Source organism: Streptomyces changanensis (genome assembly GCF_024600715.1).
Lineage (GTDB): Bacteria > Actinomycetota > Actinomycetes > Streptomycetales > Streptomycetaceae > Streptomyces > Streptomyces changanensis.
This window is the reverse complement of sequence record NZ_CP102332.1, coordinates 1,540,471-1,566,746: the sequence shown is the minus strand read 5'-3', so window position 1 is coordinate 1,566,746 and position 26,276 is coordinate 1,540,471. Positions and strand designations below refer to the sequence as shown.

Sequence of the window (26,276 nt, the reverse complement as noted above, 5' to 3'; positions counted from 1 at the left end):
TCGGAGGCACTACGGTGAGGCGCCACGCCGATGATCGCGCTCCGGCCGTCAGGATCCGGACAGTCGGGCAGACTCGAAGGAAACCCGAAGCAACTCCGATCCCGAGGTTCCCGAAAGAGGGTGGAACACGTGGACCGCTGCGTCGTGCTCGTGGACGCCGGCTATCTGCTCGGCGCCGCCGCCAGCCTCCTCGCCGGGGAACCGGCCCGCTCCCGGATCACCGTCGACCACTCCGCCCTCATCCGAGGACTGCGCGAAGGGGCCGAGGCCGACACCGCGCAACCGCTGCTGCGCATCTACTGGTTCGACGGCGCCCCCGACCGCGTCCCCCAGCCGGAGCACCGCAGGCTCCGCGTGATGCCGCGCGTGACCGTCCGGCTCGGCGCCCTGACCCGCAGCGACGGCCGCTGGGCACAGAAGGGCGTCGACGCCGCCATGCACGCCGAACTCACGGAACTGGCCCGCAACCGCGCCTGCTCCGACGTCGTGCTCGTCACCGGCGACGGCGACCTGCTGCCCGGCCTGATGTCCGCCAAGGAACACGGCGTCGCGGTCCACCTCTGGGCCGTCCAGGCCGCCGACGGCGACTACAACCAGTCCGAGGACCTCGTCGCCGAGGCCGACGAGCGACGCGTCCTCGACCGCGCCTGGATCACCCGGGCCGTCCGCGCCAAGGACCTCACGGGCCCCTGCGCCCCACCGCCCGCCCCGCGCCCCGAGATCGCCGCCATCCTCGCCGCGCCCCTGCCCGAGGCGGCCCTCGCCGCGGCGGAACGCGCCTCCGACGCCGCCCCCCGCCCGCACGCCGACCCCGCCCCGCCCGCCTCCGCCGCGCCGCCCGTCCCCGCTCCCGCCGCGCCGCCCGCCACCCCGGCCGACGGCACGGCCCCCGCCGGCCCCGCCACCGGCCACCAGGCGGCCGCGCCCTCCGGCGCGTCACGCGTCGTCCCCACCCCCAAGGACCTGGCGGGTCTGCGCGCCTCCGCCCACCAGCCCGCCCAGCCGTCCACCGGACCGGCCAACGCCACCCTGCGCTGGTCCTCCGACCGCGGCTGGATCGACCGCCCCGGCGGCCCCGCGGGCGAACCGCCCGAGACCGCGTCCCTGCCCACGCTCGCCCAGCTCACCAGCGCGGAGCAGCGCTGGGCGGACCGGGAGGAGGACATCACCACCGTCGGCGGCGACCCCTTCGAGGTCGGCCAGGTCTTCGCCCGCCGCTGGATGGAGCGCCTCCCCGAGCAGTGCCACGTCCAGAAGCTCTCCGCGATGTACCCGCGCATCCCGCACCGCATCGACGGGGAACTGCTCCGGTACGCCGCCCGCTTCGGACTCCTCGCGCACAAGGACGACCAGATCGACGAGCACGACCGGTACGCGATCCGGGCCGGTTTCTGGCGCGAGATCGACGTGCGCGCCGCGGCCGGAAACCCCGCGGCGGGGGAGTAGCGGCGGGCGTGGCGGGCCGCGCAGCACCGCCCCGGGCGCGATCCGGGGTCCGGGACCCCTTAGGCTCATCCCTCGTGAGTACGGTGTGCGTGGTGCGGGATCTGGTGAAGACGTACCCCGCCGCGCGCGGCGGCCGAGGCAGGCCCGCGACACCCGAGGTCCGGGCCACCGACGGGGTCAGCCTGGACGTGCGGGGCGGGGAGATCTTCGGGCTGCTCGGCCCCAACGGCGCCGGCAAGTCCACCCTCGTGCGCCAGCTCACCGGACTGATGCGCCCGGACTCGGGCACCGTCGAGGTGCTCGGCCACGACCTGGTCCGCCACCCCGACCGCGCCGCCCGCCTCATCGGCTACCTCGGTCAGGAGTCCACCGCGCTCGACGAGCTGACCGTCGGCCTGGCCGCCGAGACCACCGGCCGGCTGCGCGGCCTCACCGCCCGTGACGCGCGGGCCGAACGTGACGCCGTCCTCGCCGAACTGGGGCTCGAGGAGCTCGTCTCGCGCCCCCTCAAGAGGCTCTCCGGCGGACAGCGCCGGCTCGCCTGCTTCGCCGCGACGCTCGTCGGCGAGCGGCCCCTGCTCGTCCTCGACGAGCCGACCGCCGGCATGGACCCCATCGCGCGCCGCGCCGTCTGGGCCGCCGTCGACCGGCGTCGCGCCGAGCACGGCGCGACGGTGGTGCTCGTCACCCACAACGTCATCGAGGCCGAGACGGTCCTGGACCGCGTCGCCGTCCTGGAGCGTGGCCGGGTCATCGCGTGCGACACCCCCGCCGGGTTGAAGGAACGCGTGGCCGGCGAGGTGCGCGTCGACCTGGTGTGGCGGGAGCGGGCCCCGCTGGAGGTGCCCGAGGTGGCGGCGCTGCGGGCGTCCGCCCACGAGTCGGGGCGCCGCTGGGTGCTGCGGCTGACCCCGGACGAGGCGCGGGCCGCGGTGGCCGCGGTCACGGGAGGCGCGGCGTTCGCCGCGCTCGACGACTTCACCCTGGCGACGCCGAGCCTGGAGGACGTCTACCTGGCACTCGGCGGCGAGGCGAAGGGGCTGGTCAAGTCATGAACGCGCGAGGGCGGGACGGGCGGCCCGGCCGGGGCGTCGGCAGCGAGGACAGGAGCTGGGAACGGTGAGCACTCTGCCAGTGGAGGCGCTCTCGACGGGGGTCGTCCGGTCGTCCGCCGCGGGGGCGGGCGAGCGCCGGGAGGCGCCCCTCGCGCCCCGCGCCCGGCTGCTGCCGGCGCTCGCGGCCGTGTACCGGGCGCAGCTGTCCCGGGCGCGGGTCGCCCGGATCCCGCTGCTGTTCGTGGCGACGTTCCAGTCCGTCGGGATCATGGTCCTGATGCGGGGCGTCGTCGACGGCGGCGCGGAGGCACGCGCGGTCGTCGCGGGGTCGTCCGTCCTCGTCGTGGCGTTCGTCGCGCTGAACCTCCTCGCCCAGTACTTCGGCCAGCTGCGCGCGAGCGGCGGCCTCGACCACTACGCCACGCTGCCGGTGCCGCCCGCGGCGGTGGTGCTGGGCGCCGCCGGGGCGTACGCCTCCTTCACGGTGCCCGGTACGGTCGTCACCGCCGTCGCCGGGTCGCTCCTGTTCCAGCTGCCCCTCACGCATCTGTGGGTGCTGGTGGCGGTGGTCCCGCTCTCCGGGGCGGCCCTCTCGGGGCTCGGCGCCGCGCTCGGACTGCTCGCCCCGCGCCAGGAGCTCGCCACCCTGCTCGGCCAGCTCGGGATGTCGGCCGCGCTGCTGCTCGGCGTCCTGCCCGCGGACCGGCTGCCCGGTCCGATCGGCTGGGCGCGGGACCTGCTGCCGTCGACGTACGGGGTGGAGGCGCTGGCCCGCACCTTCGACGCCCGTCCCGACTGGGGCGCGGTCGCCCTCGACCTCTCCGTGTGCGCGGTCGTCGGCGTGGCCTCGCTCGCCGCGGCCACCTGGGCGTACCGCCGGGCGGCCGTCCGGTGAGGCGGCGCCGGACCGCGCCTGGCACGATGACAGCGTGACCGCACCCCTTCCCCCGTCCCAGCAGCCCGCGAGTGAGCACGTGCCGAACGACACCCCCAGCACTCCGCCGCACGGCGACGCGCCCGGCGGTCCCGCCGCGTGGCCGCGGCGTTCCCCGTCCCCGCACCCGTACGCGAAGGACGAGGAAGCGGCACCGGACGTGGCCACGGAGGTGCGGCAGGGGGCCGTGGTGCTGCTCGCGGTGGCGGTCGCGGGGTTCGCGCTGGGCGTGCTGTGGCTGTGGCTGGCGCCGCGCATCCCGCTGGTGTCGGACGGTACGGCCGTCCTGCTGACGGACTCCGAGGGCGAGGGCGCGGTCGGCACGGACGGCGTGTTCCTGCTGCTCGGTCTGGCGTTCGGCGCGGTCAGCGCGCCGGTCGTCTTCCTTCTCCAGCGCCGCGGCGGCATCGCGGTGGTCGTGGGCCTGGCCCTGGGCGGTGTGCTCGGCTCCGTCCTGGGCTGGGGCACGGGCACCCTCCTCGGCCCCACGCACGACGTGGTGGCACGCGCGCGGGCGGTCGGCGAGGGCGTCACCTTCGACGCGCCGCTCGAACTCCACGCGTACGGCGTGCTGCTGGCGTGGCCGGTCGCGGCGATGGCCGTCCACCTGGCGCTCACGGCGCTCTTCACCCCCCACGACCCCGAGCCGGAAGGGGACCTCACCCCGTACGGCCCGGCCCGTCACGCGCCCACACCACACGGGACCACTCCGCCGGCGTCCACGCCGCACGGGTCCACCCCGTCCGGGGCCGCCCCGCCCGGGCCCGCACCGCACGGGTCCACGCCGCCGTCCGGTCCCGGCGCCCCGCCGTCCGGCTCCGGCGCCTGACCCGAGCCCGTCCGGCCGCGCGCGCCGAGAGCGCCAGGGCGTCAGAGGCGGCCGATGGGGGCGAGGACGGCGCCGGTCAGCCCGGCGAGGTCCGCCGGGGCCAGCTCCACCTCAAGGCCGCGCCGCCCCGCGGAGACGCAGATCGTCTCGTGTCGCGACGCCGACGCGTCCAGGACCGTCGGCAGCCGCTTGCGCTGCCCGAGCGGCGAGATGCCGCCCCGGACGTACCCGGTCGTCCGCTCGGCGGCCGCCGGATCGGCCATCGCCGCGCGCTTGCCGCCCACGGCGGCGGCGAGCGCCTTCAGGTCCAGCCGGCCCGCCACCGGCACCACCGCGACCGTGAGGGCCCCGTCGACGTCGGCGACCAGGGTCTTGAAGACCCGGTCGGGGGAGACTCCGAGTGCCTCGGCCGCCTCCTCGCCGTACGACGGCGAGGCCGGGTCGTGGGCGTACTCGTGCACCGTGAAGGGCGTCCCCGCGGCCGTCAGGGCCACCGTCGCCGGGGTGCCGCCCGCCTGCTTCCTCGTCTTCTTCGCCATGTCCCGTCCCCATCCCCGTCCGTCGGTCCGTACCGCTCCGCCGCTCCGTCGGGCCGCGCCCGACGTCCCCGGTCCGACGTCCCCCGGTCCGCCGTCCGCCGGTCCGCCGTCCGCCGGTTCGTCGGGCCCGTGCTCGTCGTGCCGTCAGTTGGGGCTCGTCGGAGCCCGCGTCAGCTCGACCGCCGGCAGCGAGGGCAGGTGGCGCAGCACCGCCGTCTCGGCGCGCAGCAGGCGCAGCTCCTCGCGCAGCCGGGTCGCGGTGTCGGGTGCCTGCAGCAGCCGCTGCTTCGACGGCGTGTCCAGCACCGCGGCCGCGGCCACCAGGTACGACACGACCGACGGCTCGTCGGGCAGTTCCGCGCCGGTCGCCAGAGACCGCTCGCGGGCCCCCGCCAGCCGCTTCTGGTACGAGCGGAAGGCCCGCAGCACCCCCTCGGCGAGCGCGCCCGCGCCCTCGCCCTGCCGCTCCTCCAGCTCCTCCAGCTCCGCCGTGAGGTACGGGCCGCTCGTGTCGACCGACACCAGCCGCACCCGGGTCGTGCCGGTCGCCAGCACCTCGAAGCCGCCGTCCGGCCGCTCCCGGATGGTCGCCGCGTCGGCGACGCACCCGACGCTGTGGAACGCCCGGGCGGGGTCGGGGCCGAATCCCGCGGCGGGGCCCTTCTCCGGCAGCGCCGTCTGGTCGGGCAGCCCCGGCGCCGTCGGCGCCACCTCGTGGCCGTCGCGGATCGCGACGACGGCGAAGCGGCGCGGCTGCGACTCGTCGGTCTTGAGGAGCTCGCGCATCATGGCGCGGTAGCGCTCCTCGAAGACGTTCAGCGGCAGCACGAGGCCGGGGAAAAGCACCGCGTTCAGCGGGAAGAGGGGCAGGCGAGCGGTGGTCACAGCGCTCAAGCCTAATGGCCGCGGCTCCGGGCCCGTCCGGCCGTCCGCGCTCCGGTACCGCCGCGCCGCCCCGGTGTGCCCGGCTCCGGTACCGCCGCGCCGCCCCGGTGTGCCCGGCTCCGGTACCGCCGCGCCGCCCGACGGGCCCCGCTCGGATACCACCGCGCCGTCCCGCGCGCCGCCTCAGCGCACCCGGCGCACGCTCGCGCGCCGCACCAGGTCGCGCGCCTCCAGGAACCGGCCCAGCGGATCCGCGCCGTCGCCGCCGGAACCGACCGCCACCCACGGGAACGTCGTCGCCCGCGCCCCGATCAGCCGGAACTGCTCCAGCGCCGCCCCCCAGCGCCCCCGCGCCATCAGCACGTACGCCAGCAGGTTGCGCACCTCGGCCGTCCAGGCGTCGCCCACCGGGTGGCGGGCCGACAGCTCGATCGCCAGGTCCGCCGCCGCGTCGATCCGCGCCGCCGGGACCCCGCCCGCGCCGCCGGCCGCCAGCTGTGCGTGGGCGGCGCGCAGCGGCAGCGCGCGGACGAGGGAGCCGGGCAGCGCGTCGAGCGCGGCCGCCTCGGCGAAGTCGAAGCACGCGTGGTGGGAGCCGTACCAGCGCGCCGAGAGGTACTCCAGGGCCGCCACGTGGCAGCCGTGGTGGTGCGGGGACCGGCGGACCGCCTGCTCCCACAGCGCCTCGAAGAGCGCGTCGGCGGCGTGGCCGCCGCGCGCGTGGTCCAGGGCGATCCGCCACGGCACGGGGTCGCGGGGCGCGGCCTCGGCCGCCGCGTGGACCACCGGCTCCACCTCCCGCAGCCGCTCGGCGCGGGCCGGCGAGGCCCAGGCCCGGTCGACGGCGAGCTGCGCGGCGACGAGCAGCGCGTCCGGGTCGTCCGGGGTCCGCGCGCGCCACTGCGTCAGCCAGTCCCCGCGGCTGTGGGCGAACGCGGCGAGCCGCACGGCGTACCGGTCACGCCACTCCCACTCGGCGGCGGCACGGGTGGCGGCGAGCAGCCGGGCGGCCGGAATGTGATTGCCGAGCGCGGCGGCCACCAACGCCGGGCCGAGCCTGTCGTCCGGTGCGTCCAGCAGTACGGAGCCGTCCGGCGGCAGCCCGTCGCGGGGCGGCGTGCCGGACCGGACCGTGCGCGCGGAGCCCATCAGGGCGCGGAGCAAAGACATGGTGCCGCCCATTGAAAACCGCAGGTGGGAGCGGCGCCAGAGAGCGTCTGTGAAGCTTTCGTGGCGGCAGGATGGTTGTCCTGACGAACGTCAAGAGGCGGTAAAGAAAGCGGCGGGGTGGGCACGGAAGGGGAGAGCGGGCACCGGTCGCGGCCCCGGCCCGGCGTCCGGCGGCCGCCCGCGGCGCGTCAGCCGCGCCGCAGCAGCCGGGAGGCGCCCGCCGCCACCGCCGTGGCCAGAATCCACCCCACGAGGATCAGCACCGTCGACACCCACTGCCACCCCGTCGACAGCCGCCAGTAGCCCTCCTGGCCGAGGTTGATCACCGGCACCAGCAGGTCCAGCGCGTACAGCACGGCGTTCCACTGGGGGAACTCGTCCTGCTTGATCGGGACCGGGTCGTAGTACGAGAAGGCCCACGCGCCCGCCGCCCACAGCACCGCCATCCACACCGCGGCCCGGCCGGGCCGGTAGCCGTAGGCCACCGTCCAGTCCTGCAGGAAGCCCCACGTCTTCGCGGCGAGCGGCAGCGTCTCGCGGCGGCGCCGCTGCTTGGCCAGCAGCACCTCCCGGGCGTCGGCGTCCTCCCCGCTGCCCCGCAGGACGGCCGCCAGCCGCTCGTACGGCTCCGGGGCGTACTCCGGGGTCGCCGCCGCCACCCACTCCAGACGTTGCGAGAGCGGGAAGTGGCCGTACGGCACGAGGTTCTCGTACACGAAGCCGCTGATCGCCAGGCCGCCCGGCCCCGGCCAGCTGGCCGCCTCGTCGACCAGGGTGACGACCTTCGCGCCGTTGAGCACCACGCGGCCCTCCTCCGGTCGCTCGGAGGTGAAGCGCAGCTCCGGGGTGACGATCCTGCGCAGCGACAGCTCCTCCCTGCGGGCCGACGTCAGCACGAACCGCGCCTGGTGGAGGTCGATCGCGTCCCCGAACCGCCCGTCGTCCAGCCGCACCCCGCCCCGGCACTCGAAGGGCCGCATCCGCGTGCCCCGCATCGGCGTGTTGACGTCGGCCAGGCCGTACGGCGGCGTCCCGCCGAGGTGGTCCTCCGGGCCGCCCACCGACTCGCTCACCCACGCCCCCGTCAGGTACAGCGTGCGCTCCACGCTGAGCTGCGGGGCGTTCAGCGCCCGCCGCCCCTCGGCGCCGCGCAGGCGGCTGCCGCGCAGACTGAGCGAGACCCCGACCTTCGCGCCCCGCAGGCTCACCTCCCCGTACGTCTCGATCAGCTCGGCCTGGAGGTCCTGCGCCACCGTCAGCCCGTCCGCGACGATGGCCCGGCCGCGCCGGTCCGGCTGGACGTGGATCTGGCTGATCAGCAGGTCGGTGCCTATCTGCGCGTCCGTGAGCCGCACGCCGCGCGCCACCCGGCAGCGCGGCAGGTGCAGGTCGCCCTCCGTGTGCAGGCGGGCCGCCTCCAGCCGGGGCACGGCACACCCGACGAGGCGCAGCGTGCTGAACCGCGTCTCGGGCAGCACCACCTCGTGCTCGAAGACGCACCCCTGCAGCTCGACGTACGGGTCGACGGTGCCGCCCGCCAGGTCGAGCGTGCCGGTGATCCGCGCCCCGCGCAGCTTCAGCGCCGACACGCGCCCCGCCAGGGCCGGCGGCCCCGACAGCAACAGCCGGGCCACCACCCGCGCCCGGACGCTCCGCTCCTCGGGCCACGTGCGCGGCGCGAACGGGTCGTCCAGCACCGGATGGCCCGACCGCAGGTCGTACCAGGCGCCGATGCGGAACGCCTGCCACATCCCCAGCTCGGCCGGGGTCAGGTCGCCGGGCAGCTCGTCATCGCGATCGTCCTGCGGCTCGGTCACTGCCGCCCCCTCGCTTTCCCCAGGTCGTACGGCTGTTCTTCCCGCTGAGTGACGGACTGAACGCTAACTGTCAGGTGTGACATCCGACGGGTGGTGTGGCGTGTATCAGCCAGTGATACGGGCGACCGGTACCGCGGAGGCGTCTGCGAGAATTGACCCGTGATCTCACGTATCGATCTGCGCGGCGACGCCCTGCCGACGGGCGGCGCCCTGCGCGACCTGCTCCCCCGTGCCGAGTTCGACGTGGAAGCCGCCCTGGAGAAGGTGCGGCCCATCTGCGAGGCCGTGCACCATCGGGGCGACGCGGCGCTGATCGACTACGCCCAGCGGTTCGACGGGGTCGCCCTCGACCGGGTGCGGGTCCCGGCCGCCGCGCTCACCCGCGCCCTGGAGGAGCTGGATCCGGCCGTCCGCGCGGGCCTGGAGGAGTCCATCCGGCGCGCCCGGATCGTCCACCGCGAGCAGCGCCGCACCACGCACACCACCCAGGTCGTGCCCGGCGGCACGGTCACCGAGAAGTGGGTCCCGGTCGGCCGCGTCGGGCTGTACGCCCCGGGCGGCCGCTCCGTCTACCCCTCGTCCGTGATCATGAACGCCGTCCCGGCGCAGGAGGCGGGCGTCGAGTCGATCGCCCTCGCGTCCCCGCCGCAGAAGGACCACGACGGCCTTCCGCACCCGACCATCCTCGCCGCCTGCGCCCTGCTCGGCGTCGACGAGGTGTACGCCGCGGGCGGCGCCCAGGCCGTCGCCATGTTCGCGTACGGCACGGAGTCCTGCGCCCCCGCCGACATGGTCACCGGCCCCGGCAACATCTGGGTCGCCGCCGCCAAGCGGTACTTCACCGGCCGGATCGGCATCGACACCGAGGCCGGCCCGACGGAGATCGCCGTCCTCGCCGACGACACCGCCGACCCGGCGCACGTCGCCGCCGACCTCATCAGCCAGGCCGAGCACGACCCGCTCGCCGCCGCCGTCCTCGTCACGGACTCCGTCGAGCTGGCCGACGCCGTGGAGAAGGAGCTGGCGCCGCAGATCGCCGCCACTCGGCACGTCGAGGACCGGATCCTGCCCGCCCTGCGCGGCAGGCAGTCGGCGATCGTGCTGGTCGACGGCGTGGAGGAGGGCCTGCGGGTGGTCGACGCGTACGGCGCCGAGCACCTGGAGGTGCAGACCGCCGACGCCGCGGCCGTCGCCGCGCGCGTGCGCAACGCCGGCGCGATCTTCGTCGGCCCGTGGGCGCCCGTCTCGCTCGGCGACTACTGCGCCGGCTCCAACCACGTCCTGCCCACCGGCGGCTGCGCCTGCCACTCCTCGGGCCTGTCCGTGCAGTCCTTCCTGCGCGGCATCCACATCGTGGACTACACGCGCGACGCCCTCGCCGACGTGGCCCACCACGTGGTGACGCTCGCGGAGGCGGAGGACCTGCCGGCGCACGGCGCGGCGATCAAGGCGAGGTTCGGGTGGAAGGTGCCCCCGCAGTGACGATCCGCATCGACGACCTGCCGATCCGCGACGAGCTGCGCGGCAAGTCCCCCTACGGCGCGCCCCAGCTGGACGTGCCCGTACGCCTCAACACCAACGAGAACCCCTACCCGCTGCCCGAACCCCTGGTCGAGCGGATCGCCGAACGCGTCCGCGAGGCGGCGCGCGCCCTGAACCGCTACCCCGACCGCGACGCCGTCGAGCTGCGCACCGAGCTCGCCCGCTACCTCACCCGCACCACGGGCCACGAGGTCGGGACGCGCCAGGTGTGGGCGGCGAACGGCTCCAACGAGGTCCTCCAGCAGCTCCTCCAGACCTTCGGCGGCCCCGGCAGGACCGCGATGGGCTTCGAGCCCTCGTATTCCATGCACGGCCTCATCTCGCGCGGCACCGGCACCGGCTGGATCCCCGGTCCGCGCCGCGACGACTTCGGCCTCGACGTGGAGGCGGCGGCCCGCGCCATCACCGAGCACCGCCCCGACGTGGTCTTCATCACGTCCCCCAACAACCCCACCGGCACCGCCGTGGACGCCGACACCGTCCTCGCCCTCCACGACGCCGCCCAGGCCGCCAAGCCGTCCCTGGTCGTCGTCGACGAGGCGTACGTCGAGTTCAGCCACCGCCCCTCGCTGCTGCCGCTCATCGAGGGCCGGCCGCACCTCGTGGTCTCCCGCACCATGTCCAAGGCGTTCGGCGCGGCCGGTCTGCGCCTCGGCTACCTCGCGGCGCACCCCGCGGTGGTCGACGCCGTCCAGCTCGTCCGCCTGCCGTACCACCTGTCCGCCGTCACCCAGGCCACCGCCCTCGCCGCCCTCGAACACACCGATACGCTGCTGGGGTACGTCGCGCAGCTGAAGGCCGAGCGGGACCGGCTCGTCGACGGGCTCCGCGCCGCCGGCTACGAGGTCACCGACTCGGACGCCAACTTCGTCCAGTTCGGGCGCTTCGAGGACGCGCACGCCGTCTGGCGCGCCATCCTCGACCACGGCGTCCTCGTCCGCGACAACGGCGTACCGGGCTGGCTGCGGGTCACGGCCGGCACGCCCGAAGAGAACGACGCGTTCCTGGATGCGGTTCGCGCACTGAAGAAGGAGCAGAGCTCATGAGCCGCGTAGGACGCGTCGAGCGCACCACCAAGGAGACGTCCGTCGTCGTCGAGATAGACCTCGACGGCACCGGCAAGGTCGACGTCGCCACCGGCGTCGGCTTCTACGACCACATGCTCGACCAGCTCGGCCGCCACGGGCTGTTCGACCTCACCGTCAAGACCGACGGCGACCTCCACATCGACTCGCACCACACCATCGAGGACACCGCCCTCGCGCTCGGCGCCGCCTTCAAGCAGGCCCTCGGCGACAAGGTGGGCATCTACCGGTTCGGCAACTGCACGGTCCCGCTGGACGAGTCCCTCGCCCAGGTCACCGTCGACCTCTCCGGCCGTCCCTACCTGGTCCACACCGAGCCCGAGAACATGGCCCCCATGATCGGCTCGTACGACACGACCATGACCCGGCACATCCTGGAGTCGTTCGTCGCCCAGGCCCAGATCGCGCTGCACGTCCACGTCCCGTACGGCCGCAACGCCCACCACATCGTGGAGTGCCAGTTCAAGGCCCTCGCCCGCGCCCTGCGGTACGCCTCCGAGCGCGACCCGCGGGCCGCCGGCATCCTGCCCTCCACGAAGGGCGCGCTGTGACGGGTCTGTCGACCATCCTCATCGTCGTCGGCCTCTTCCTCGCCGGCGGCGTGTACTCCTTCAGCAAGCAGCGGATGCCCAAGGGCCTGATCGTCCTCCTCGCCGTCGCCTCGGCGATGTGCCTCGCGGCGGGCGTCCTGCGCATCCAGGGAATCTGGGAATGAGCGGCATGAGCACTGCCAAGAAGGTCGTCGTCTTCGACTACGGGTTCGGCAACGTCCGCTCCGCCGAGCGCGCCCTCGCCCGCGTCGGCGCCGACGTCGAGATCACCCGCGACTACGACCGCGCCATGAACGCCGACGGCCTGCTCGTCCCCGGCGTCGGCGCCTTCTCCGCCTGCATGACCGGGCTCAAGGAGGCCCGCGGCGACTGGATCGTGGGCCGCAGGCTCGCCGGCGGCCGGCCCGTCATGGGCATCTGCGTCGGCATGCAGATCCTCTTCGCCCGCGGCGTCGAGCACGGCGTCGAGACGGAGGGCCTCGACGAGTGGCCCGGGACGGTCGGGCCGCTGAAGGCCCCCGTCATCCCGCACATGGGCTGGAACACCGTCGAGGCGCCCGGGGACTCCGCCCTGTTCGCCGGGGTCGACCCCGACGAGCGGTTCTACTTCGTCCACTCCTACGCCGTGACCGACTGGAGCCTCCAGACGGCCAACCCCGCCCTGCGGGCGCCCCTGGTCACCTGGTCCACGCACGGCGAGCGGTTCGTCGCCGCCGTCGAGAACGGCGCCCTGTGGGCGACGCAGTTCCACCCCGAGAAGTCCGGTGACGCGGGAGCCCGGCTCCTGACCAACTGGCTCGACACCCTCTGACCGCCCCCACCGCCCCATCGCCCTCCACCGACCGAACCCCGCCCAGAGGCTAGGACCGCTGAGATGACCAAGCTCGAACTCCTCCCCGCCGTCGACGTCCGGGACGGCCAGGCCGTACGGCTCGTCCACGGCGAGTCCGGCACGGAGACGTCGTACGGCTCCCCGCTGGAGGCGGCCCTGACGTGGCAGCGCGCGGGCGCCGAGTGGCTGCATCTGGTCGACCTCGACGCCGCCTTCGGCACGGGCGACAACCGCGCGCTCATCGCCGAGGTCGCCGGGAGCCTCGCGGGCCACGGCGTCAAGGTGGAGCTGTCCGGCGGCATCCGCGACGACGCCTCCCTCGCCGCGGCCCTCGCCACGGGCTGCACCCGCGTCAACCTCGGCACCGCCGCCCTGGAGACCCCGGAGTGGGTCGCCAAGGTCATCGCCGAGCACGGCGACAAGATCGCGGTCGGCCTGGACGTCCGCGGCACGACGCTGCGCGGCCGCGGCTGGACCCGCGACGGCGGCGACCTGTACGAGACGCTGGCCCGCCTCGACTCCGAGGGCTGCGCCCGCTACGTCGTCACCGACATCGCCAAGGACGGCACGCTCCAGGGCCCCAACCTGGAGCTGCTGCGCGACGTCTGCGCGGCCACCGACAAGCCGGTGGTCGCCTCCGGCGGCGTCTCCTCCCTCGACGACCTGCGGGCCATCGCCGCGCTCGTCCCCGAGGGCGTCGAGGGCGCCATCGTCGGCAAGGCGCTGTACGCCGAGGCGTTCACCCTGGAAGAGGCGCTCGCGGCGGTGGCGGAATGACCGACCCCGTACGCCGTGTGACGACCGGCGCCCCCTGGGAGGAGCAGTTCGGCTACTCCCGGGCCGTGGAGCTGCCGGGCGGTCTCGTCCTCGTCTCCGGATGCACCTCCGTCGTGGACGGGGCCATCGCCGAGGGCGGCCCCTACGAGCAGGCGATCAACTCCTTCGGCGTGGCCTTCGCCGCGCTCGCGCAGCTCGGGCTGGGCGCCGAGGACGTCGTCCGCACCCGCATGTACCTCACGCACGCCCGGGACGCGGAGGAGGTCGGCCGCGCCCACAAGGAGCTGTTCGACGCCATCCGCCCCGCCGCCTCCATGCTCATCGTCGCCGGCCTCGTCGACTCGCGGCTCGTCGTCGAGGTCGAGGTCGAGGCGTACCGCCGGGACGGGGGTGCCGCGTCGTGAGCCTCGCGGTACGCGTGATCCCCTGCCTGGACGTGGACGGCGGCCGCGTCGTCAAGGGCGTCAACTTCCAAAACCTGCGCGACGCGGGCGACCCCGTCGAGATGGCCAGGCTCTACGACGCCGAGGGCGCCGACGAGCTCACCTTCCTCGACATCACCGCCTCCTCCGGCGACCGGGAGACCACCTACGACGTGGTGCGTCGCACCGCCGAGCAGGTCTTCATCCCGCTGACCGTCGGCGGCGGGGTGCGCAGCGCCGACGACGTCGACCGGCTGCTGCGCGCCGGCGCGGACAAGGTCGGCGTCAACACCGCCGCCATCGCCCGGCCCGAGCTGATCCGGGAGGTGTCGGAGCGGTTCGGCAGCCAGGTCCTCGTCCTGTCCGTGGACGCCCGGCGCTGCCCCGAGGGCACCGTCACGGCCTCCGGCTTCGAGGTCACCACCCACGGCGGGCGCCGGGGCACCGGCATCGACGCCGTCGAGTGGGCGCACCGGGCCGCGGAGCTCGGCGCGGGGGAGATCCTGCTGAACTCGATGGACGCCGACGGCACCAAGGACGGGTACGACACGGCGATGATCGCGGCCGTGCGCGCGCACGTCTCCGTGCCGGTCATCGCCTCCGGCGGCGCCGGCCGGCTCGCCGACTTCCCGCCCGCCGTCGAGGCCGGGGCGGACGCCGTGCTCGCGGCCTCCGTCTTCCACTTCGGCGACCTGCGGATCGGCGAGGTCAAGACCGCGCTGCGCGAGGCGGGGCACCCCGTCCGCTGAACACCGGCCGGGCGGCCCGGCCCGCGGGGGAGCCCCGGGCCGGGCGGCCCCGGCCGTGCGCGACCCGGGCGGCCCGGCGTGGGCGGAGGCCCGGCGTGGGCGGAGGCCCGTGCGCCGGTGGACGCCCGTGTGCTGCTCCCGTCGGGCGCCGGCGCGGCCCCGGCGCGGGCGCTCGTGCGCGGTCCGGCGCGGTCAGATGCCCAGTCTGGCCTCGGCCACCCGCGCCACCGCCTCCTTGTCGCCGTCCAGTTCGACCCGGGCGACCTCCTGGCGGCCGTACAGGAACATCAGCAGCTCCGAGGGCTCGCCGGTCACCGTCACCACGGGGGTGCCGCGGCGGGCGACGGCCGTCTGCCCGTCGGTGCGGCGCAGGACGAGGCCGACGGGGCAGCGGCGGGCGGAGAGGCGGGCGAGCTTCTCCAGGCGCGCCCACAGGGTGTCCGCGAAGACCGGGTCGATCTCGCGCGGGGACCAGTCCGGCTGGGCCCGCCGGACGTCCTCGGAGTGGACGTAGAACTCGACCGTGTTCGCCCCCTCGTCGACCTGCTTGATCGAGAAGGGCGACATCCGGGGCGGGCCGCCCCGGACCAGCTGCACGAGCTCGGCGTACGGCTTGGCCGCGAACTCCGCCTGGACCCGCTCCAGCCGGCCCTTCAGCGGGCCGATCAGGACGCCGGCCGCCGCGTCCGGGCGGCGCTCGCGCACCACCACGTGCGCAGCCAGCTCGCGGGTGGTCCAGCCGTCGCACAGGGTCGGAGCGTCGGGCCCCGCGGCCTCCAACAGGTCGGCGAGGAGCAGTCGTTCACGCTTGGCATGGGTGGACATGACCGCAAGGGTAAGGGGGCGCCCCCCGGTCCGCCCAGTGGACGCGGCCGGAACCGGCCCCCGCCGCGCGGCACAATGGCCGCATGACCAGCAACCTTGACCCGGCCATCGCCGCCCGTCTCAAGCGCAGCCCCGACGGGCTGGTCCCGGCCATCGCCCAGCAGTACGACACCGGCGAGGTGCTCATGCTCGGCTGGATGGACGACGAGGCCCTGCACCGCACCCTCACCACCGGTCGCTGCACCTACTGGTCGCGCAGCCGCCAGGAGTACTGGGTCAAGGGCGACACCTCCGGCCACGTCCAGCACGTCAAGTCCGTCGCGCTCGACTGCGACGCCGACACCCTCCTCGTCCGGGTCGACCAGGTCGGCGCCGCCTGCCACACCGGGGCCCGGACCTGCTTCGACGCCGACGTGCTGCCCCTGGGCGAGTAGGGTCGGGCGCCATGGACCTCGAGACCTTCCGGAAGCTGGCGGCCGACCGCCGAGTGATCCCCGTCAGTCGCCGCCTGCTCGCGGACGGCGACACCCCGGTCGGGCTGTACCGCAAGCTCGCCGCGGAGCGCCCGGGCACCTTCCTCCTGGAGTCCGCCGAGAACGGCCGCTCCTGGTCCCGGTACTCGTTCGTCGGCGTGCGCAGCGCCGCCACCCTGACCACCCGGGACGGACAGGCCCACTGGCTCGGCACCCCGCCCGTCGGCGTCCCCGTCGACGGGGACCCGCTGAAGGCCCTCCGCGCCACCGTCGAGGCCCTGCACACCCCGCGCGACCTGGCCTCCGGGATGCCGCCCTTCACCGGCGGCATGGTCGGCTACCTCGGTTACGACGTGGTGCGCCGCCTGGAGCGCATCGGTGACCACGGCACGGACGACCTGCGGCTGCCCGAGCTGACCATGCTGCTCACCTCGGACCTCGCCGTGCTCGACCACTGGGACGGCACGGTGCTGCTGATCGCCAACGCGATCAACCACAACGACCTCCAGACCGGCGTCGACGAGGCGTACGCGGACGCCGTCGCCCGGCTCGACGCGATGCAGGCCGACCTCACCGAGCCGGCCGAGTCCGCCTCCGCCGTCCTGCCGCCGTCGGAGCTGCCCGCCTACACCGCCCTGTGGGGCGGTGAGGCGTACCAGCGGGCCGTCGACGACGTGAAGGAGCGCATCCGCGCCGGCGAGGCGTTCCAGGTGGTGCCCTCGCAGCGGTTCGAGACGCCGTGCACGGCGAGCGCCCTGGACGTCTACCGGGTCCTGCGCGCCACCAACCCCTCCCCGTACATGTACCTGTTCCGCTTCGAGGGCTTCGACGTCGTCGGCTCCAGCCCCGAGGCCCTGGTCAAGGTGGAGGACGGGCGGGCCATGGTGCACCCCATCGCCGGCACCCGGCCGCGCGGCGCCACCCCGCAGGAGGACCAGGCCCTCGCCGACGAGCTGATCGCCGACGCGAAGGAGCGCGCCGAGCACCTCATGCTCGTCGACCTCGGCCGCAACGACCTCGGCCGGGTGTGCGAGCCGGGCTCCGTCGAGGTCGTCGACTTCATGTCCATCGAGCGGTACTCGCACGTCATGCACATCGTCTCCACGGTGACCGGCCGGGTCGCCGAGGGACGCACCGCCTTCGACGTGCTGACCGCCTGCTTCCCGGCGGGCACCCTGTCGGGCGCGCCCAAGCCGCGCGCCATGCAGATCATCGAGGAGCTGGAGCCCGGCAGGCGCGGCCTGTACGGCGGGGCCGTCGGCTACCTCGACTTCGCGGGCGACTCGGACACCGCCATCGCCATCCGCACCGCGCTGCTGCGCGACGGCACCGCCTACGTCCAGGCGGGGGCCGGTGTCGTCGCCGACTCCGACCCGGTCGCGGAGGACGCCGAGTGCCGCAACAAGGCGGCCGCGGTGCTCCGCGCCGTGCACACCGCCAACCGGATGAACCACGTCTGACGGCATGGGGGATAGTGGGTACGTGAGTGCCGCACCCGAACCCCAGCCCCGTGCCGCCGGCCAGGGCGAGGCGTCCGCCCCGGGCGCCCGCCGCAGCCTCGCCGCGGCCCTGCTCCTCGGTGGCGCCGGGGCCGCCGTCGTGCTGCTCGCCTCCGGCCGGACCTGGACCGAGGGGCGGGTCGCCGGCCCCGGCGGCACCGTCACCCTGGAGGCGGCCGGGGGTGACATCACCGGGGTGCCCACCGCCCTGGCCGTCGTCGGGCTCGCCGCCCTGGTCGCCGTCCTCGCCGCGCGCGGGACCGGCCGCCGCCTCGTCGCCCTGCTCCTGACGCTGAGCGGTGCCGGCGCGGCCGCCGCGGCCGTCGCCGGCGCGTACGACCGCGCGGCGCTCGACGAGGCGGCCGCCCGCGCCACCGGGGACACCGCCGCGCGCGCCGCCGCCCTCACCCAGACGGCCTGGCCCTACGTCACGGCCGTGGCGGCCCTGCTGATCCTCGCCGCCGGGCTCCTCGCCCTGCGCCACGGCTCCTCCTGGCCGACCATGTCCGGCCGGTACGAGCGCGACGGCGGCCCCCGCGCGCGGGGCGCCCGCCGCGAGGCCGACCCCGACCGGCCCGACGAGCTGTGGAAGGCCCTGGACCGCGGCGAGGACCCCACCGACCGCACCTGACGGCACCCGCCGCGACCGGCCGACGCGTGCGGCGCACCCCCGGGTCACCCGGCGGGCGCGCGTGCGGAAGAATGGCCGCGAGCGTCCGCACTCGGCAGGGCCTCACCACAGAGCGACATCAACGAGGAGCAACTCATGGCGGGCAGCGCCCACGGACACACCCCGGCCGCCTGGACCGGCGTCACCATCTCCTTCATCGGCTTCTGCGTCGCCGGTGCCTTCATGGTGGCGGCCAACCCGCTCGGCTTCTGGGCCGGTATCGGCCTCGTCCTGCTCGGCGGTGTCGTCGGCGCCGTGATGAAGGCCGCCGGCCTCGGGATGCCCAAGGAGTCGCAGGAGCACGCCGAGGCGCGCCGCGCGGCGGCCGGCGCCTGAGCCGACCGGCCCACCCCGGTCCGACACGGGGCGCGGTCCGGCCCCGGCCGGGCTGCGCCGCCCCGTACGAGCGGTGACAATCGGCGGGTGGACGCCACGACACCCCCGCACCCGGCCGGGACGCACCCGCCCCGCCCCACCGCCCCGTACGGCCCGCCGCACCCGGGCGCGCCGCACCCGCCTGTCGGGGAACCGGACCCGCCCGCCGGCGTGACGGAGCCCGCCCGCGCGTCACGCCCGGCGGGGCCCCCGCCGCCGCTGCGCCGCAGGCTGCTGCCGCCGCTGGGCGCCCTCGCCGGGGTCGCGGCGGCGTTCGCGTACGTCGGCACCGTCGACCCCAACGAACCAGGCCACTACCCGGCCTGCCCGCTCCTGCGGTACACCGGCCTGTACTGCCCCGGCTGCGGCGGGCTGCGCAGCGCCCACGCCTTCGTCCACGGCGACCTCGCCGGGGCCCTCGGGGCCAACGCGATGGCCGTCGCCGGTTACGCCGCCTTCGCCGTGTTCATGGTGTGGTGGCTGGTCAGGGCGGTGCGGGGGCGACCTTCCCGGCTCGACCCGGCGCCCTGGCAGCTGTGGCTGATCGGTGGCGTGTGGGCCGTCTTCACCGTGGTCCGCAACCTGCCCTTCGGCTCCGCGCTCGTCCCGTGAAGCCCGGACGGCCCCCTGAAGCCCGGACGGAGCGGTGAAGCCCGGACGGCCTCGCGAAGCCGGGGCGGGCCGGTGAGGCCCGGGCGGGCGGTGAGGCCGTCGGCGGCCGCGTGAGGCCGCCGGACGGGCTCCGTGAAGGCGCTGGTCAGCGTCCTGGCGCGGACCGGATGCGGACGTGGGCCCCTCCTGCGGATACCATCGAGGTGTCCGGCTTGATCAATCACCACCCTCCCGGAAGGGGGCCTCTCGCGTGAGTGTGCTCGACGAGATCATCGAAGGCGTCCGCGCCGACCTCGCAGAGCGACAGGCGCGGGTCTCCCTCGACGAGCTCAAGGAGCGGGCCGCCAAGGCGCCCCAGGCCCGGGACGGCGTCGCCGCCCTGCGAGGCGAGGGCGTCCAGGTCATCTGCGAGGTCAAGCGCTCCAGCCCCTCCAAGGGCGCGCTGGCCGCGATCGCCGACCCCGCCGGGCTCGCCGCGGACTACGAGGCGGGCGGCGCGGCCGTCATCTCCGTCCTCACCGAGCAGCGGCGCTTCGGCGGCTCCCTGGCCGACCTGGAAGCCGTCCGCGCCCGCGTGGACATCCCCGTCCTGCGCAAGGACTTCATCGTCACCGCCTACCAGCTGTGGGAGGCCCGCGCCCACGGCGCCGACCTCGCCCTGCTGATCGTCGCCGCCCTCGACCAGCCCGCGCTGGTCTCGCTCATCGAGCGGGCCGAGTCCATCGGCCTCACCCCGCTCGTCGAGGTCCACGACGAGGAGGAGGTCGAGCGCGCCGTCGACGCGGGCGCCCGCATCATCGGCGTCAACGCCCGCGACCTCAAGACTCTCAAGGTGGACCGCTCCACGTTCGAGCGGGTCGTCCCGGAGATCCCGGCCGGCATCGTCAAGGTCGCCGAGTCCGGCGTCCGCGGCCCGCACGACCTCATCGCCTACGCCAACACCGGCGCCGACGCCGTGCTCGTCGGCGAGTCCCTCGTCACCGGGCGCGACCCCAAGGCCGCCGTGGCCGACCTGGTCGCCGCCGGCGCCCACCCGGCCCTGCGGCACGGACGGGACTGACCCACCGTGTCCACCGCCGTCGCCCGCCCCGCGCCCCGGCCCCTCCCGGGCCTGGGCGCGCGCGTGCGCGTGACGGCGGCACAGGCCCCCTCCGGGGCGTACGCCCGTCTGGCCCGCGGCTGCCGCCCCCGCGGTTGCCGCGCCCCCGCGCGGCGCGTCCACGGCCGCCGGGTGCGGTACGTCATCGGTGACGAGCCGGGCCAGGTGAACGGCATGCGATGGCGCGCCCCGCGCCGCGGGGAGCACTGAGGACCCCTCCCACCGGGCCGCCGCGGACGGCGGCCCGCGGCTCCCCGGCCGACGCGGCGCACACGTGTGTCACCACCACGTTCCCACCACGTCATCCCGGACACGCCGGGGGCCGTCGCCCCCGTAGGAGTCTCCACATGCCCAGCGAGTTCTTCGTTCCCGACCCCGTGGGCCAGGTGCCCGACGCCCAGGGGTACTTCGGCGCCTTCGGCGGCAAGTTCATCCCGGAGGCGCTCGTCGCCGCCGTCGACGAGGTCGCCGTCGAGTACGAGAAGGCCAAGACCGACCCGGCGTTCGCCGCCGAGCTCGACGACCTGCTCGTCCACTACACCGGCCGGCCCAGTGCCCTGACCGAGGTGCCCCGCTTCGCGGAGCACGCCGGCGGCGCCCGGATCCTCCTCAAGCGCGAGGACCTCAACCACACCGGTTCGCACAAGATCAACAACGTGCTGGGGCAGGCCCTGCTGACCCGGCGCATGGGCAAGACCCGCGTCATCGCCGAGACCGGCGCCGGGCAGCACGGCGTCGCCACCGCGACCGCCTGCGCCCTCTTCGGCCTCGACTGCACCATCTACATGGGCGAGATCGACACGCAGCGCCAGGCCCTCAACGTCGCCCGCATGCGCATGCTCGGCGCCGAGGTCATCGCGGTGAAGTCCGGCAGCCGCACCCTCAAGGACGCGATCAACGAGGCGTTCCGCGACTGGGTCGCCAACGTCGACACCACCCACTACCTCTTCGGCACCGTCGCCGGCCCGCACCCCTTCCCGGCCATGGTGCGCGACTTCCACCGGGTCATCGGTGTCGAGGCGCGCCGCCAGGTCCTGGAGCGGACCGGTCGGCTGCCCGACGCCGCCGTCGCCTGCGTCGGCGGCGGGTCGAACGCCATCGGTCTCTTCCACGCCTTCATCCCCGACGCCTCCGTCCGCCTCGTCGGCTGCGAGCCGGCCGGGCACGGCGTCGAGACCGGCGAGCACGCCGCCACCCTCACCGCGGGCGAGCCGGGCATCCTGCACGGGTCCCGCTCGTACGTCCTCCAGGACGACGAGGGGCAGATCACCGAGCCCTACTCCATCTCGGCCGGCCTGGACTACCCGGGCATCGGCCCTGAGCACGCCCACCTCAAGGACAGCGGCCGCGGCGAGTACCGCGCGATCACCGACGACGCGGCCATGCGCGCCCTGCGCCTGCTGTCGCGCACCGAGGGCATCATCCCGGCGATCGAGTCCGCGCACGCGCTGGCCGGGGCCCTGGAGGTCGGCCGGGAGCTCGGCCCCGACGGGCTGATCGTCGTCAACCTCTCGGGCCGCGGCGACAAGGACATGGACACCGCCGCCCGGTACTTCGGGCTGTACGACACGGACGCCGCCGTGGCCGCCGACGCGGAGACGGACGTCGCGGAGATCGAGGGGGACGCCAAGTGAGCGGGAACATCCAGCTGTTGACCGAGACCCTCGCCGCGGCGAAGGCGCAGGACCGGTCCGCGCTCATCGCCTACCTCCCGGCCGGGTTCCCGACGGTCGACGGTGGCATCGCCGCCGTCAAGGCCGTCCTGGACGGTGGCGCGGACGTCGTCGAGGTCGGGCTGCCGCACAGCGACCCGGTGCTGGACGGCCCCGTCATCCAGACCGCCGACGACATCGCCCTGCGCGGCGGCGTCCGGATCGCCGACGTGATGCGCACGGTCCGCGAGGCGTTCGCCGCCACCGGCAAGCCGGTCCTCGTCATGACGTACTGGAACCCGATCGACCGCTACGGGGTCGAGCGGTTCACCGCCGAGCTGGCCGAGGCGGGCGGCGCCGGGTGCATCCTGCCCGACCTGCCCGTGCAGGAGTCCGCGCTGTGGCGCGAGCACGCCGAGAAGCACGGACTCGCCACGGTCTTCGTGGTCGCCCCGAGCAGCCGGGACGCCCGGCTCGCCGAGATCACCGCGGCGGGTTCCGGCTTCGTCTACGCGGCGTCGCTCATGGGCGTCACCGGAACCCGCGAGTCCGTCGGCGAGCAGGCCGCGGACCTGGTCCGGCGCACCCGCGCCACCACGGACCTGCCGGTCTGCGTGGGGCTCGGCGTCTCCAACGCCGCCCAGGCCGCGGAGGTCGCCACCTTCGCCGACGGCGTGATCGTCGGTTCCGCCTTCGTCAAGCGCATCCTCGACGCCCCCGACGAGGCGGCCGGGCTGGCCGCCGTACGGGAACTGGCGGGTGAACTGGCCCGCGGCGTCCAGCGGTCGCGGCCGGGCGCGTAGCTCGTACGGGTGGATGTGGAACCGGGGAGGAGCGGACGTGCCTCCCCGGTTCGTTGCTTGGGCGTGAACGAGAAGAACAGCGCAGGGAACCGGAGCGCCCGTGAGCGGCTCCAGAAGGAACGCGAGCGCGAGAAGGCCCGCGAGAAGCGCCGCAGGCTGCTGCTCGTGGTGTCGGCCGTCGTCGGCGTGCTCGGCCTCGCCGCCGTCGTCGGCGTGATCGCCGCCAACACCGGCGGCAAGGGCGAGGAGTCGGGCAAGGGCCCGGTCACCGCGCCGTCCGGCGCCACCGGCGAGGACCAGCTCGTCATCCCGGTGGGCGCCGCCGACGCCCCCTCCACGCTCACGGTGTGGGAGGACTTCCGCTGCCCGGCCTGCGCCATGTTCGAGAACACCTTCCGGGACACCATCCACGAGCTGGAGGCCGCCGGGCAGCTGCGCACGGAGTACCGCCTCGCCACGATCATCGACGGCAACATGGGCGGCAGCGGCTCACTCAAGGCGGCGAACGCCGCCGCCTGCGCGCAGGACGCCGGGAAGTTCACCGCGTACCACGACGTGCTCTACGTGAACCAGCCGCAGGAGACGGACGACGCCTTCGCGAAGGACGAGAAGCTGTTCGAGCTGGCGCGGAAGGTGCCGGGCCTCGACACCCCGGCCTTCCGTAGCTGTGTCTCCGACGGCACGCACAACAGCTGGGTGAACGCGTCGAACGAGGCGTTCCGCTCCGGTGACTTCCGCGGAACGCCGACGATCCTGCTCAACGGCGAGTCGATCTTCCCGACGAAGGGGAACGAGCAGATCACCCCGGCCAACCTGAAGAAGTGGGTCGCCGAGGCGAACAAGGGCAAGAAGCCCGGCACGGCCACCCCGACGCCCGCGGCCTCCGCGTCCGGTTCCGGTTCCGGCTCGGCCCCGGACTCCGACGCCGGTTCGGACCCGAGCTCCGGCCCCGGTTCGGATCCGGACTCCGGTCCGGACTCCGGTTCGGATTCCGGTTCCGGGGCGGGCCCGGCCTCTCCGAGCGACGTCCGCGGGGCCGACCCGCAGGACGACTTCGGCCCCGCGTCGGGGCTGGACGCCGCCCGCTGACACCTCGTGCCCGCCCCTCCGCGCGCCCCGCCCGGCCCCGTCCGACCGGTGCGGGGCGCGGTGGTGCCCGGGGGAGGGGCGTTATGCAGTCTTTGCCGGGCGGGTGGCCCCGCCCCCGGTCCGGCAGGGTAGCGTCGGTGGTGCCATGGACCTTGCCTACATTCCCAGCCCGTCGACCGGTGTCCTCCACCTCGGACCGGTCCCGCTGCGCGGCTATGCCTTCTGCATCATCATCGGTGTCTTCGTCGCCGTCTGGTACGGCAACAGGCGCTGGATCGCCCGGGGCGGCACCGCCGGCACCGTGGCCGACATCGCCGTCTGGGCGGTCCCCTTCGGACTCGTCGGCGGCCGCCTGTACCACGTCGTCACGGACTACCAGCTGTACTTCAGCGAGGGCCGGAACTGGGTCGACGCGTTCAAGATCTGGGAAGGCGGCCTCGGCATCTGGGGCGCCATCGCGCTGGGGGCGGTGGGCGCCTGGATCGGCTGCCGCCGCCGGGGCATCCCCCTCCCCGCGTACGCCGACGCCATCGCGCCCGGCATCGTCCTCGCCCAGGCGATCGGCCGCTGGGGCAACTGGTTCAACCAGGAGCTGTACGGCCGCCCGACCGACCTGCCGTGGGCGCTGGAGATCAGCGAGGGCGTGAACCGCGAGGCCGGGCTCTACCACCCGACCTTCCTGTACGAGTCGCTGTGGTGCGTCGGGGTGGCCCTGCTGGTGGTCTGGGCCGACCGCCGCTTCACCCTCGGCCACGGACGGGCGTTCGCCCTGTACGTCGCCGCGTACTGCGCGGGCCGCGGCTGGATCGAGTACATGCGCGTCGACGACGCGCACCACATCCTGGGCCTGCGGCTGAACGTCTGGACCGCGATCCTGGTCTTCCTCCTCGCCGTGACGTACATCGTGCTGTCGGCGCGGAAGCGGCCGGGTCGCGAGACGGTCGTGGAGCCCGTGAAGGCCACCGCGGGGACCGGCACCGGCGCCCCGGGCGCCGGTACGGCCGGGGGGACGGCCACGGGCTCGACCTCCGCCGTCGACAAGCCGGCCCCCGCCGTCGACGAGCCGGCCCCCGCCGCCGCCTCGGAGAAGCCCGGCACGGCCGCCGCCTCCGACACGTCCGGCACGGCCGCCGCCCCGGAGAAGCCCGGCACGGACGCCCGGGGGAGCGCCGCCGACGGGTCGGCCCAGCCCACCGGAAAGACCGGCGCCGCCGGGGCCGGGGCGCCGAAGAAGCCGTAACGGCGACCGCACCACGCGAGCGGCCGCCCCGACCACGACGTCGGGGCGGCCGCTTTGTCACGTCGGACGGCGGCGTCGAGCTCCGCGTGGTCCGGCACGGGCGTCGAATCCCCCGTCCGTCCGTCCACCTCCGCCTCCCTCGTGCCGTTCCCTGGCGCCGCCTTCCCATGCCGTCCCGCGCGCCACCGCCCCGCGCACCCGCCGGTATCCCGCAGTCCCACGCCCCGCCGCCACCCCCGCGGTCCGTCCTCGGCGCACGTGCCGCCGGTGCCGCGCCGTCCCTCGGTGTAAGGGGCGCCATATCGAGGCTTCGAGGTGCTGCGTCGCAGGTGAGGAGAGCCTTACTTAGGAAAGCCAGCCTTGCTGGCGCGGCCCTTACATCGCGCGTAGTTTCGAGAGCGACGAGGGGCCCGGGCGGGACCCGCGCGAAGCGAGGGGAGAGCTGTGTCCATCATCGAGACCGAGGCCGCGCTGCACGAGGCGCACCGGGACAACCACACGCACCGCGACGTGAACGGCGGCTGGCTGCGCCCGGCGGTGTTCGGCGCGATGGACGGGCTCGTCTCCAACCTCGCGCTGATGACCGGTGTCGCGGGCGGCTCCGTCACCCAGCAGGCCATCGTCATCACGGGCCTGGCGGGTCTCGCGGCCGGCGCCTTCTCGATGGCCGCCGGCGAGTACACCTCGGTCGCCTCGCAGCGGGAGCTGGTCCAGGCCGAGCTGGACGTGGAGCGCCGCGAGCTGCGCCGGCACCCGGTGGACGAGATGGAGGAGCTGGCCGCGCTCTACGTGGCCCGCGGCGTCGAGCCCGCCCTCGCCCGCGAGGTGGCGATGCAGCTGTCCCGTGACCCGGAGCAGGCGCTGGAGATCCACGCCCGCGAGGAACTGGGCATCGACCCCGACGACCTGCCGTCGCCGCTGGTGGCCGCCGTCTCGTCGTTCGGCTCCTTCGCCCTGGGCGCGCTGCTGCCCGTCCTGCCGTACCTGCTGGGCGCCACCACGCTGTGGCCCGCGGTCCTGCTGGCGCTGCTCGGTCTGTTCGCCTGCGGGGCGCTCGTCGCCCGGGTGACCGCGCGCGGCTGGTGGTACAGCGGCCTGCGCCAGCTCGCCCTCGGTGGCGCCGCGGCCGCCGTCACCTACGCCCTCGGGGCCGCCTTCGGCGCGGCGCTCTAGCCCTCCGCGGGAGGGCGACCACCGCCCCGCGGACGGCCGGTCGACGGCCGTCCGCGGGGCGTTTCGCGCTCAGGGGCCTTCCCGTGGTGGCACGGGGGCGTTGTGACGAACGTCCGGTAGCCGGATCGGCCGG

28 protein-coding genes and 1 pseudogene are annotated in these 26,276 nt (G+C 75.2%); 24 read left to right on the top strand and 5 right to left on the bottom strand.

The features are described from left to right. Positions 1 to 129: 129 nt before the first annotated feature. The 4 genes from NRO40_RS06920 (at position 130) to NRO40_RS06905 (ending at position 4,264) form a co-directional block, all read left to right on the top strand. Positions 130 to 1,446, top strand: a complete 1,317-nt coding sequence (locus NRO40_RS06920; RefSeq protein ID WP_058941838.1) for an NYN domain-containing protein — start codon at positions 130 to 132, stop codon at positions 1,444 to 1,446. Positions 1,447 to 1,535: 89 nt separating this feature from the next. Continuing rightward, entirely contained in the window at positions 1,536 to 2,501 is a 966-nt protein-coding gene (locus NRO40_RS06915; protein ID WP_058941839.1) for an ABC transporter ATP-binding protein, read from the top strand. A gap of 64 nt (positions 2,502 to 2,565) precedes the next feature. Further along, positions 2,566 to 3,396 carry an ABC transporter permease gene (locus NRO40_RS06910; RefSeq protein WP_079047002.1) on the top strand — a complete coding sequence of 277 codons (831 nt, stop codon included), beginning with the start codon at positions 2,566 to 2,568 and terminating at the stop codon, positions 3,394 to 3,396. A gap of 34 nt (positions 3,397 to 3,430) precedes the next feature. After that, positions 3,431 to 4,264 carry a DUF2567 domain-containing protein gene (locus NRO40_RS06905; RefSeq protein WP_079047003.1) on the top strand — a complete coding sequence of 278 codons (834 nt, stop codon included), beginning with the start codon at positions 3,431 to 3,433 and terminating at the stop codon, positions 4,262 to 4,264. A gap of 41 nt (positions 4,265 to 4,305) precedes the next feature. On the opposite strand, the gene ybaK is transcribed toward NRO40_RS06905, so the two are convergent. The 4 genes from ybaK to NRO40_RS06885 all read right to left on the bottom strand — a co-directional run bounded on the left by ybaK (position 4,306) and on the right by NRO40_RS06885 (position 8,609). Continuing rightward, positions 4,306 to 4,803: a Cys-tRNA(Pro) deacylase gene (gene ybaK / locus NRO40_RS06900; RefSeq protein ID WP_058941840.1), complete on the bottom strand. Its 498-nt coding sequence runs from the start codon at positions 4,801 to 4,803 to the stop codon at positions 4,306 to 4,308. Between the two features lie 144 nt (positions 4,804 to 4,947). Then, positions 4,948 to 5,688 carry an LON peptidase substrate-binding domain-containing protein gene (locus NRO40_RS06895; RefSeq protein ID WP_058941841.1) on the bottom strand — a complete coding sequence of 247 codons (741 nt, stop codon included), beginning with the start codon at positions 5,686 to 5,688 and terminating at the stop codon, positions 4,948 to 4,950. A 183-nt stretch (positions 5,689 to 5,871) separates the two neighbouring features. Next, the gene (locus tag NRO40_RS06890) at positions 5,872 to 6,870 is read right to left on the bottom strand and encodes a hypothetical protein (protein ID WP_058941842.1); all 999 of its coding nucleotides are present in this window, start codon (positions 6,868 to 6,870) and stop codon (positions 5,872 to 5,874) included. Between the two features lie 176 nt (positions 6,871 to 7,046). Next, complete coding sequence (locus NRO40_RS06885) at positions 7,047 to 8,609, bottom strand: oxidoreductase (RefSeq protein ID WP_408057074.1); 1,563 nt, start codon at positions 8,607 to 8,609, stop codon at positions 7,047 to 7,049. A 225-nt stretch (positions 8,610 to 8,834) separates the two neighbouring features. Here NRO40_RS06885 and hisD point away from each other — a divergent pair, with 225 nt between their 5' ends. The 8 genes from hisD to hisF all read left to right on the top strand — a co-directional run bounded on the left by hisD (position 8,835) and on the right by hisF (position 14,633). Next, positions 8,835 to 10,157 carry a histidinol dehydrogenase gene (hisD, locus tag NRO40_RS06880; protein WP_058941844.1) on the top strand — a complete coding sequence of 441 codons (1,323 nt, stop codon included), beginning with the start codon at positions 8,835 to 8,837 and terminating at the stop codon, positions 10,155 to 10,157. Continuing rightward, positions 10,154 to 11,263, top strand: a complete 1,110-nt coding sequence (locus tag NRO40_RS06875; protein WP_058941845.1) for a histidinol-phosphate transaminase — start codon at positions 10,154 to 10,156, stop codon at positions 11,261 to 11,263. Before hisD ends, NRO40_RS06875 begins: the two co-directional genes overlap by 4 nt. Further along, positions 11,260 to 11,853 carry an imidazoleglycerol-phosphate dehydratase HisB gene (gene hisB / locus NRO40_RS06870; RefSeq protein WP_058941846.1) on the top strand — a complete coding sequence of 198 codons (594 nt, stop codon included), beginning with the start codon at positions 11,260 to 11,262 and terminating at the stop codon, positions 11,851 to 11,853. Before NRO40_RS06875 ends, hisB begins: the two co-directional genes overlap by 4 nt. After that, positions 11,850 to 12,017, top strand: a complete 168-nt coding sequence (locus NRO40_RS06865) for a hypothetical protein (RefSeq protein WP_058941847.1) — start codon at positions 11,850 to 11,852, stop codon at positions 12,015 to 12,017. Before hisB ends, NRO40_RS06865 begins: the two co-directional genes overlap by 4 nt. Before the next feature lie 5 nt (positions 12,018 to 12,022). Further along, positions 12,023 to 12,664 carry an imidazole glycerol phosphate synthase subunit HisH gene (gene hisH / locus NRO40_RS06860; RefSeq protein ID WP_058941874.1) on the top strand — a complete coding sequence of 214 codons (642 nt, stop codon included), beginning with the start codon at positions 12,023 to 12,025 and terminating at the stop codon, positions 12,662 to 12,664. Positions 12,665 to 12,727: 63 nt separating this feature from the next. After that, complete coding sequence (gene priA / locus NRO40_RS06855; RefSeq protein ID WP_058941848.1) at positions 12,728 to 13,462, top strand: bifunctional 1-(5-phosphoribosyl)-5-((5-phosphoribosylamino)methylideneamino)imidazole-4-carboxamide isomerase/phosphoribosylanthranilate isomerase PriA; 735 nt, start codon at positions 12,728 to 12,730, stop codon at positions 13,460 to 13,462. Continuing rightward, on the top strand, positions 13,459 to 13,866 hold the full coding sequence (locus NRO40_RS06850) for a RidA family protein (RefSeq protein ID WP_058941849.1): 408 nt from the start codon (positions 13,459 to 13,461) through the stop codon (positions 13,864 to 13,866). Before priA ends, NRO40_RS06850 begins: the two co-directional genes overlap by 4 nt. Continuing rightward, entirely contained in the window at positions 13,863 to 14,633 is a 771-nt protein-coding gene (gene hisF / locus NRO40_RS06845; protein WP_058941850.1) for an imidazole glycerol phosphate synthase subunit HisF, read from the top strand. Before NRO40_RS06850 ends, hisF begins: the two co-directional genes overlap by 4 nt. Before the next feature lie 192 nt (positions 14,634 to 14,825). On the opposite strand, the gene NRO40_RS06840 is transcribed toward hisF, so the two are convergent. Further along, complete coding sequence (locus NRO40_RS06840; RefSeq protein WP_058941851.1) at positions 14,826 to 15,458, bottom strand: TIGR03085 family metal-binding protein; 633 nt, start codon at positions 15,456 to 15,458, stop codon at positions 14,826 to 14,828. A gap of 83 nt (positions 15,459 to 15,541) precedes the next feature. Between NRO40_RS06840 and hisI the strand changes: the two genes are divergently transcribed. The 12 genes and pseudogenes from hisI to NRO40_RS06780 all read left to right on the top strand — a co-directional run bounded on the left by hisI (position 15,542) and on the right by NRO40_RS06780 (position 26,143). Beyond that, the gene (gene hisI, locus NRO40_RS06835) at positions 15,542 to 15,892 is read left to right on the top strand and encodes a phosphoribosyl-AMP cyclohydrolase (protein WP_058941852.1); all 351 of its coding nucleotides are present in this window, start codon (positions 15,542 to 15,544) and stop codon (positions 15,890 to 15,892) included. Positions 15,893 to 15,903: 11 nt separating this feature from the next. Next, positions 15,904 to 17,391, top strand: a complete 1,488-nt coding sequence (locus NRO40_RS06830; protein ID WP_058941853.1) for an anthranilate synthase component I — start codon at positions 15,904 to 15,906, stop codon at positions 17,389 to 17,391. A 4-nt stretch (positions 17,392 to 17,395) separates the two neighbouring features. Next, entirely contained in the window at positions 17,396 to 18,061 is a 666-nt protein-coding gene (locus NRO40_RS06825) for a TIGR02234 family membrane protein (RefSeq protein ID WP_058941854.1), read from the top strand. Positions 18,062 to 18,196: 135 nt separating this feature from the next. Next, a complete protein-coding gene (locus NRO40_RS06820; RefSeq protein ID WP_058941855.1) occupies positions 18,197 to 18,436 on the top strand; it encodes an HGxxPAAW family protein in 240 nt (79 codons plus the stop codon). Between the two features lie 87 nt (positions 18,437 to 18,523). Continuing rightward, complete coding sequence (locus NRO40_RS06815) at positions 18,524 to 19,087, top strand: DUF2752 domain-containing protein (RefSeq protein ID WP_079047004.1); 564 nt, start codon at positions 18,524 to 18,526, stop codon at positions 19,085 to 19,087. A gap of 250 nt (positions 19,088 to 19,337) precedes the next feature. Next, positions 19,338 to 20,147, top strand: a complete 810-nt coding sequence (gene trpC / locus NRO40_RS06810) for an indole-3-glycerol phosphate synthase TrpC (protein WP_079047005.1) — start codon at positions 19,338 to 19,340, stop codon at positions 20,145 to 20,147. Positions 20,148 to 20,153: 6 nt separating this feature from the next. Then, complete coding sequence (gene trpM / locus NRO40_RS06805; protein ID WP_058941857.1) at positions 20,154 to 20,396, top strand: tryptophan biosynthesis modulator TrpM; 243 nt, start codon at positions 20,154 to 20,156, stop codon at positions 20,394 to 20,396. 137 nt (positions 20,397 to 20,533) lie between these two features. Next, the gene (gene trpB, locus NRO40_RS06800) at positions 20,534 to 21,820 is read left to right on the top strand and encodes a tryptophan synthase subunit beta (protein ID WP_058941858.1); all 1,287 of its coding nucleotides are present in this window, start codon (positions 20,534 to 20,536) and stop codon (positions 21,818 to 21,820) included. Further along, complete coding sequence (gene trpA / locus NRO40_RS06795) at positions 21,817 to 22,641, top strand: tryptophan synthase subunit alpha (protein ID WP_058941859.1); 825 nt, start codon at positions 21,817 to 21,819, stop codon at positions 22,639 to 22,641. Before trpB ends, trpA begins: the two co-directional genes overlap by 4 nt. Positions 22,642 to 22,704: 63 nt before the next feature. Next, a pseudogene (locus NRO40_RS06790) lies at positions 22,705 to 23,517 on the top strand (DsbA family protein); the annotation flags it as partial. A gap of 358 nt (positions 23,518 to 23,875) precedes the next feature. Further along, positions 23,876 to 24,970: a prolipoprotein diacylglyceryl transferase gene (gene lgt / locus NRO40_RS06785; protein ID WP_058941860.1), complete on the top strand. Its 1,095-nt coding sequence runs from the start codon at positions 23,876 to 23,878 to the stop codon at positions 24,968 to 24,970. Between the two features lie 444 nt (positions 24,971 to 25,414). After that, positions 25,415 to 26,143 carry a VIT1/CCC1 transporter family protein gene (locus NRO40_RS06780; protein WP_058941861.1) on the top strand — a complete coding sequence of 243 codons (729 nt, stop codon included), beginning with the start codon at positions 25,415 to 25,417 and terminating at the stop codon, positions 26,141 to 26,143. Positions 26,144 to 26,276 lie beyond the last annotated feature (133 nt).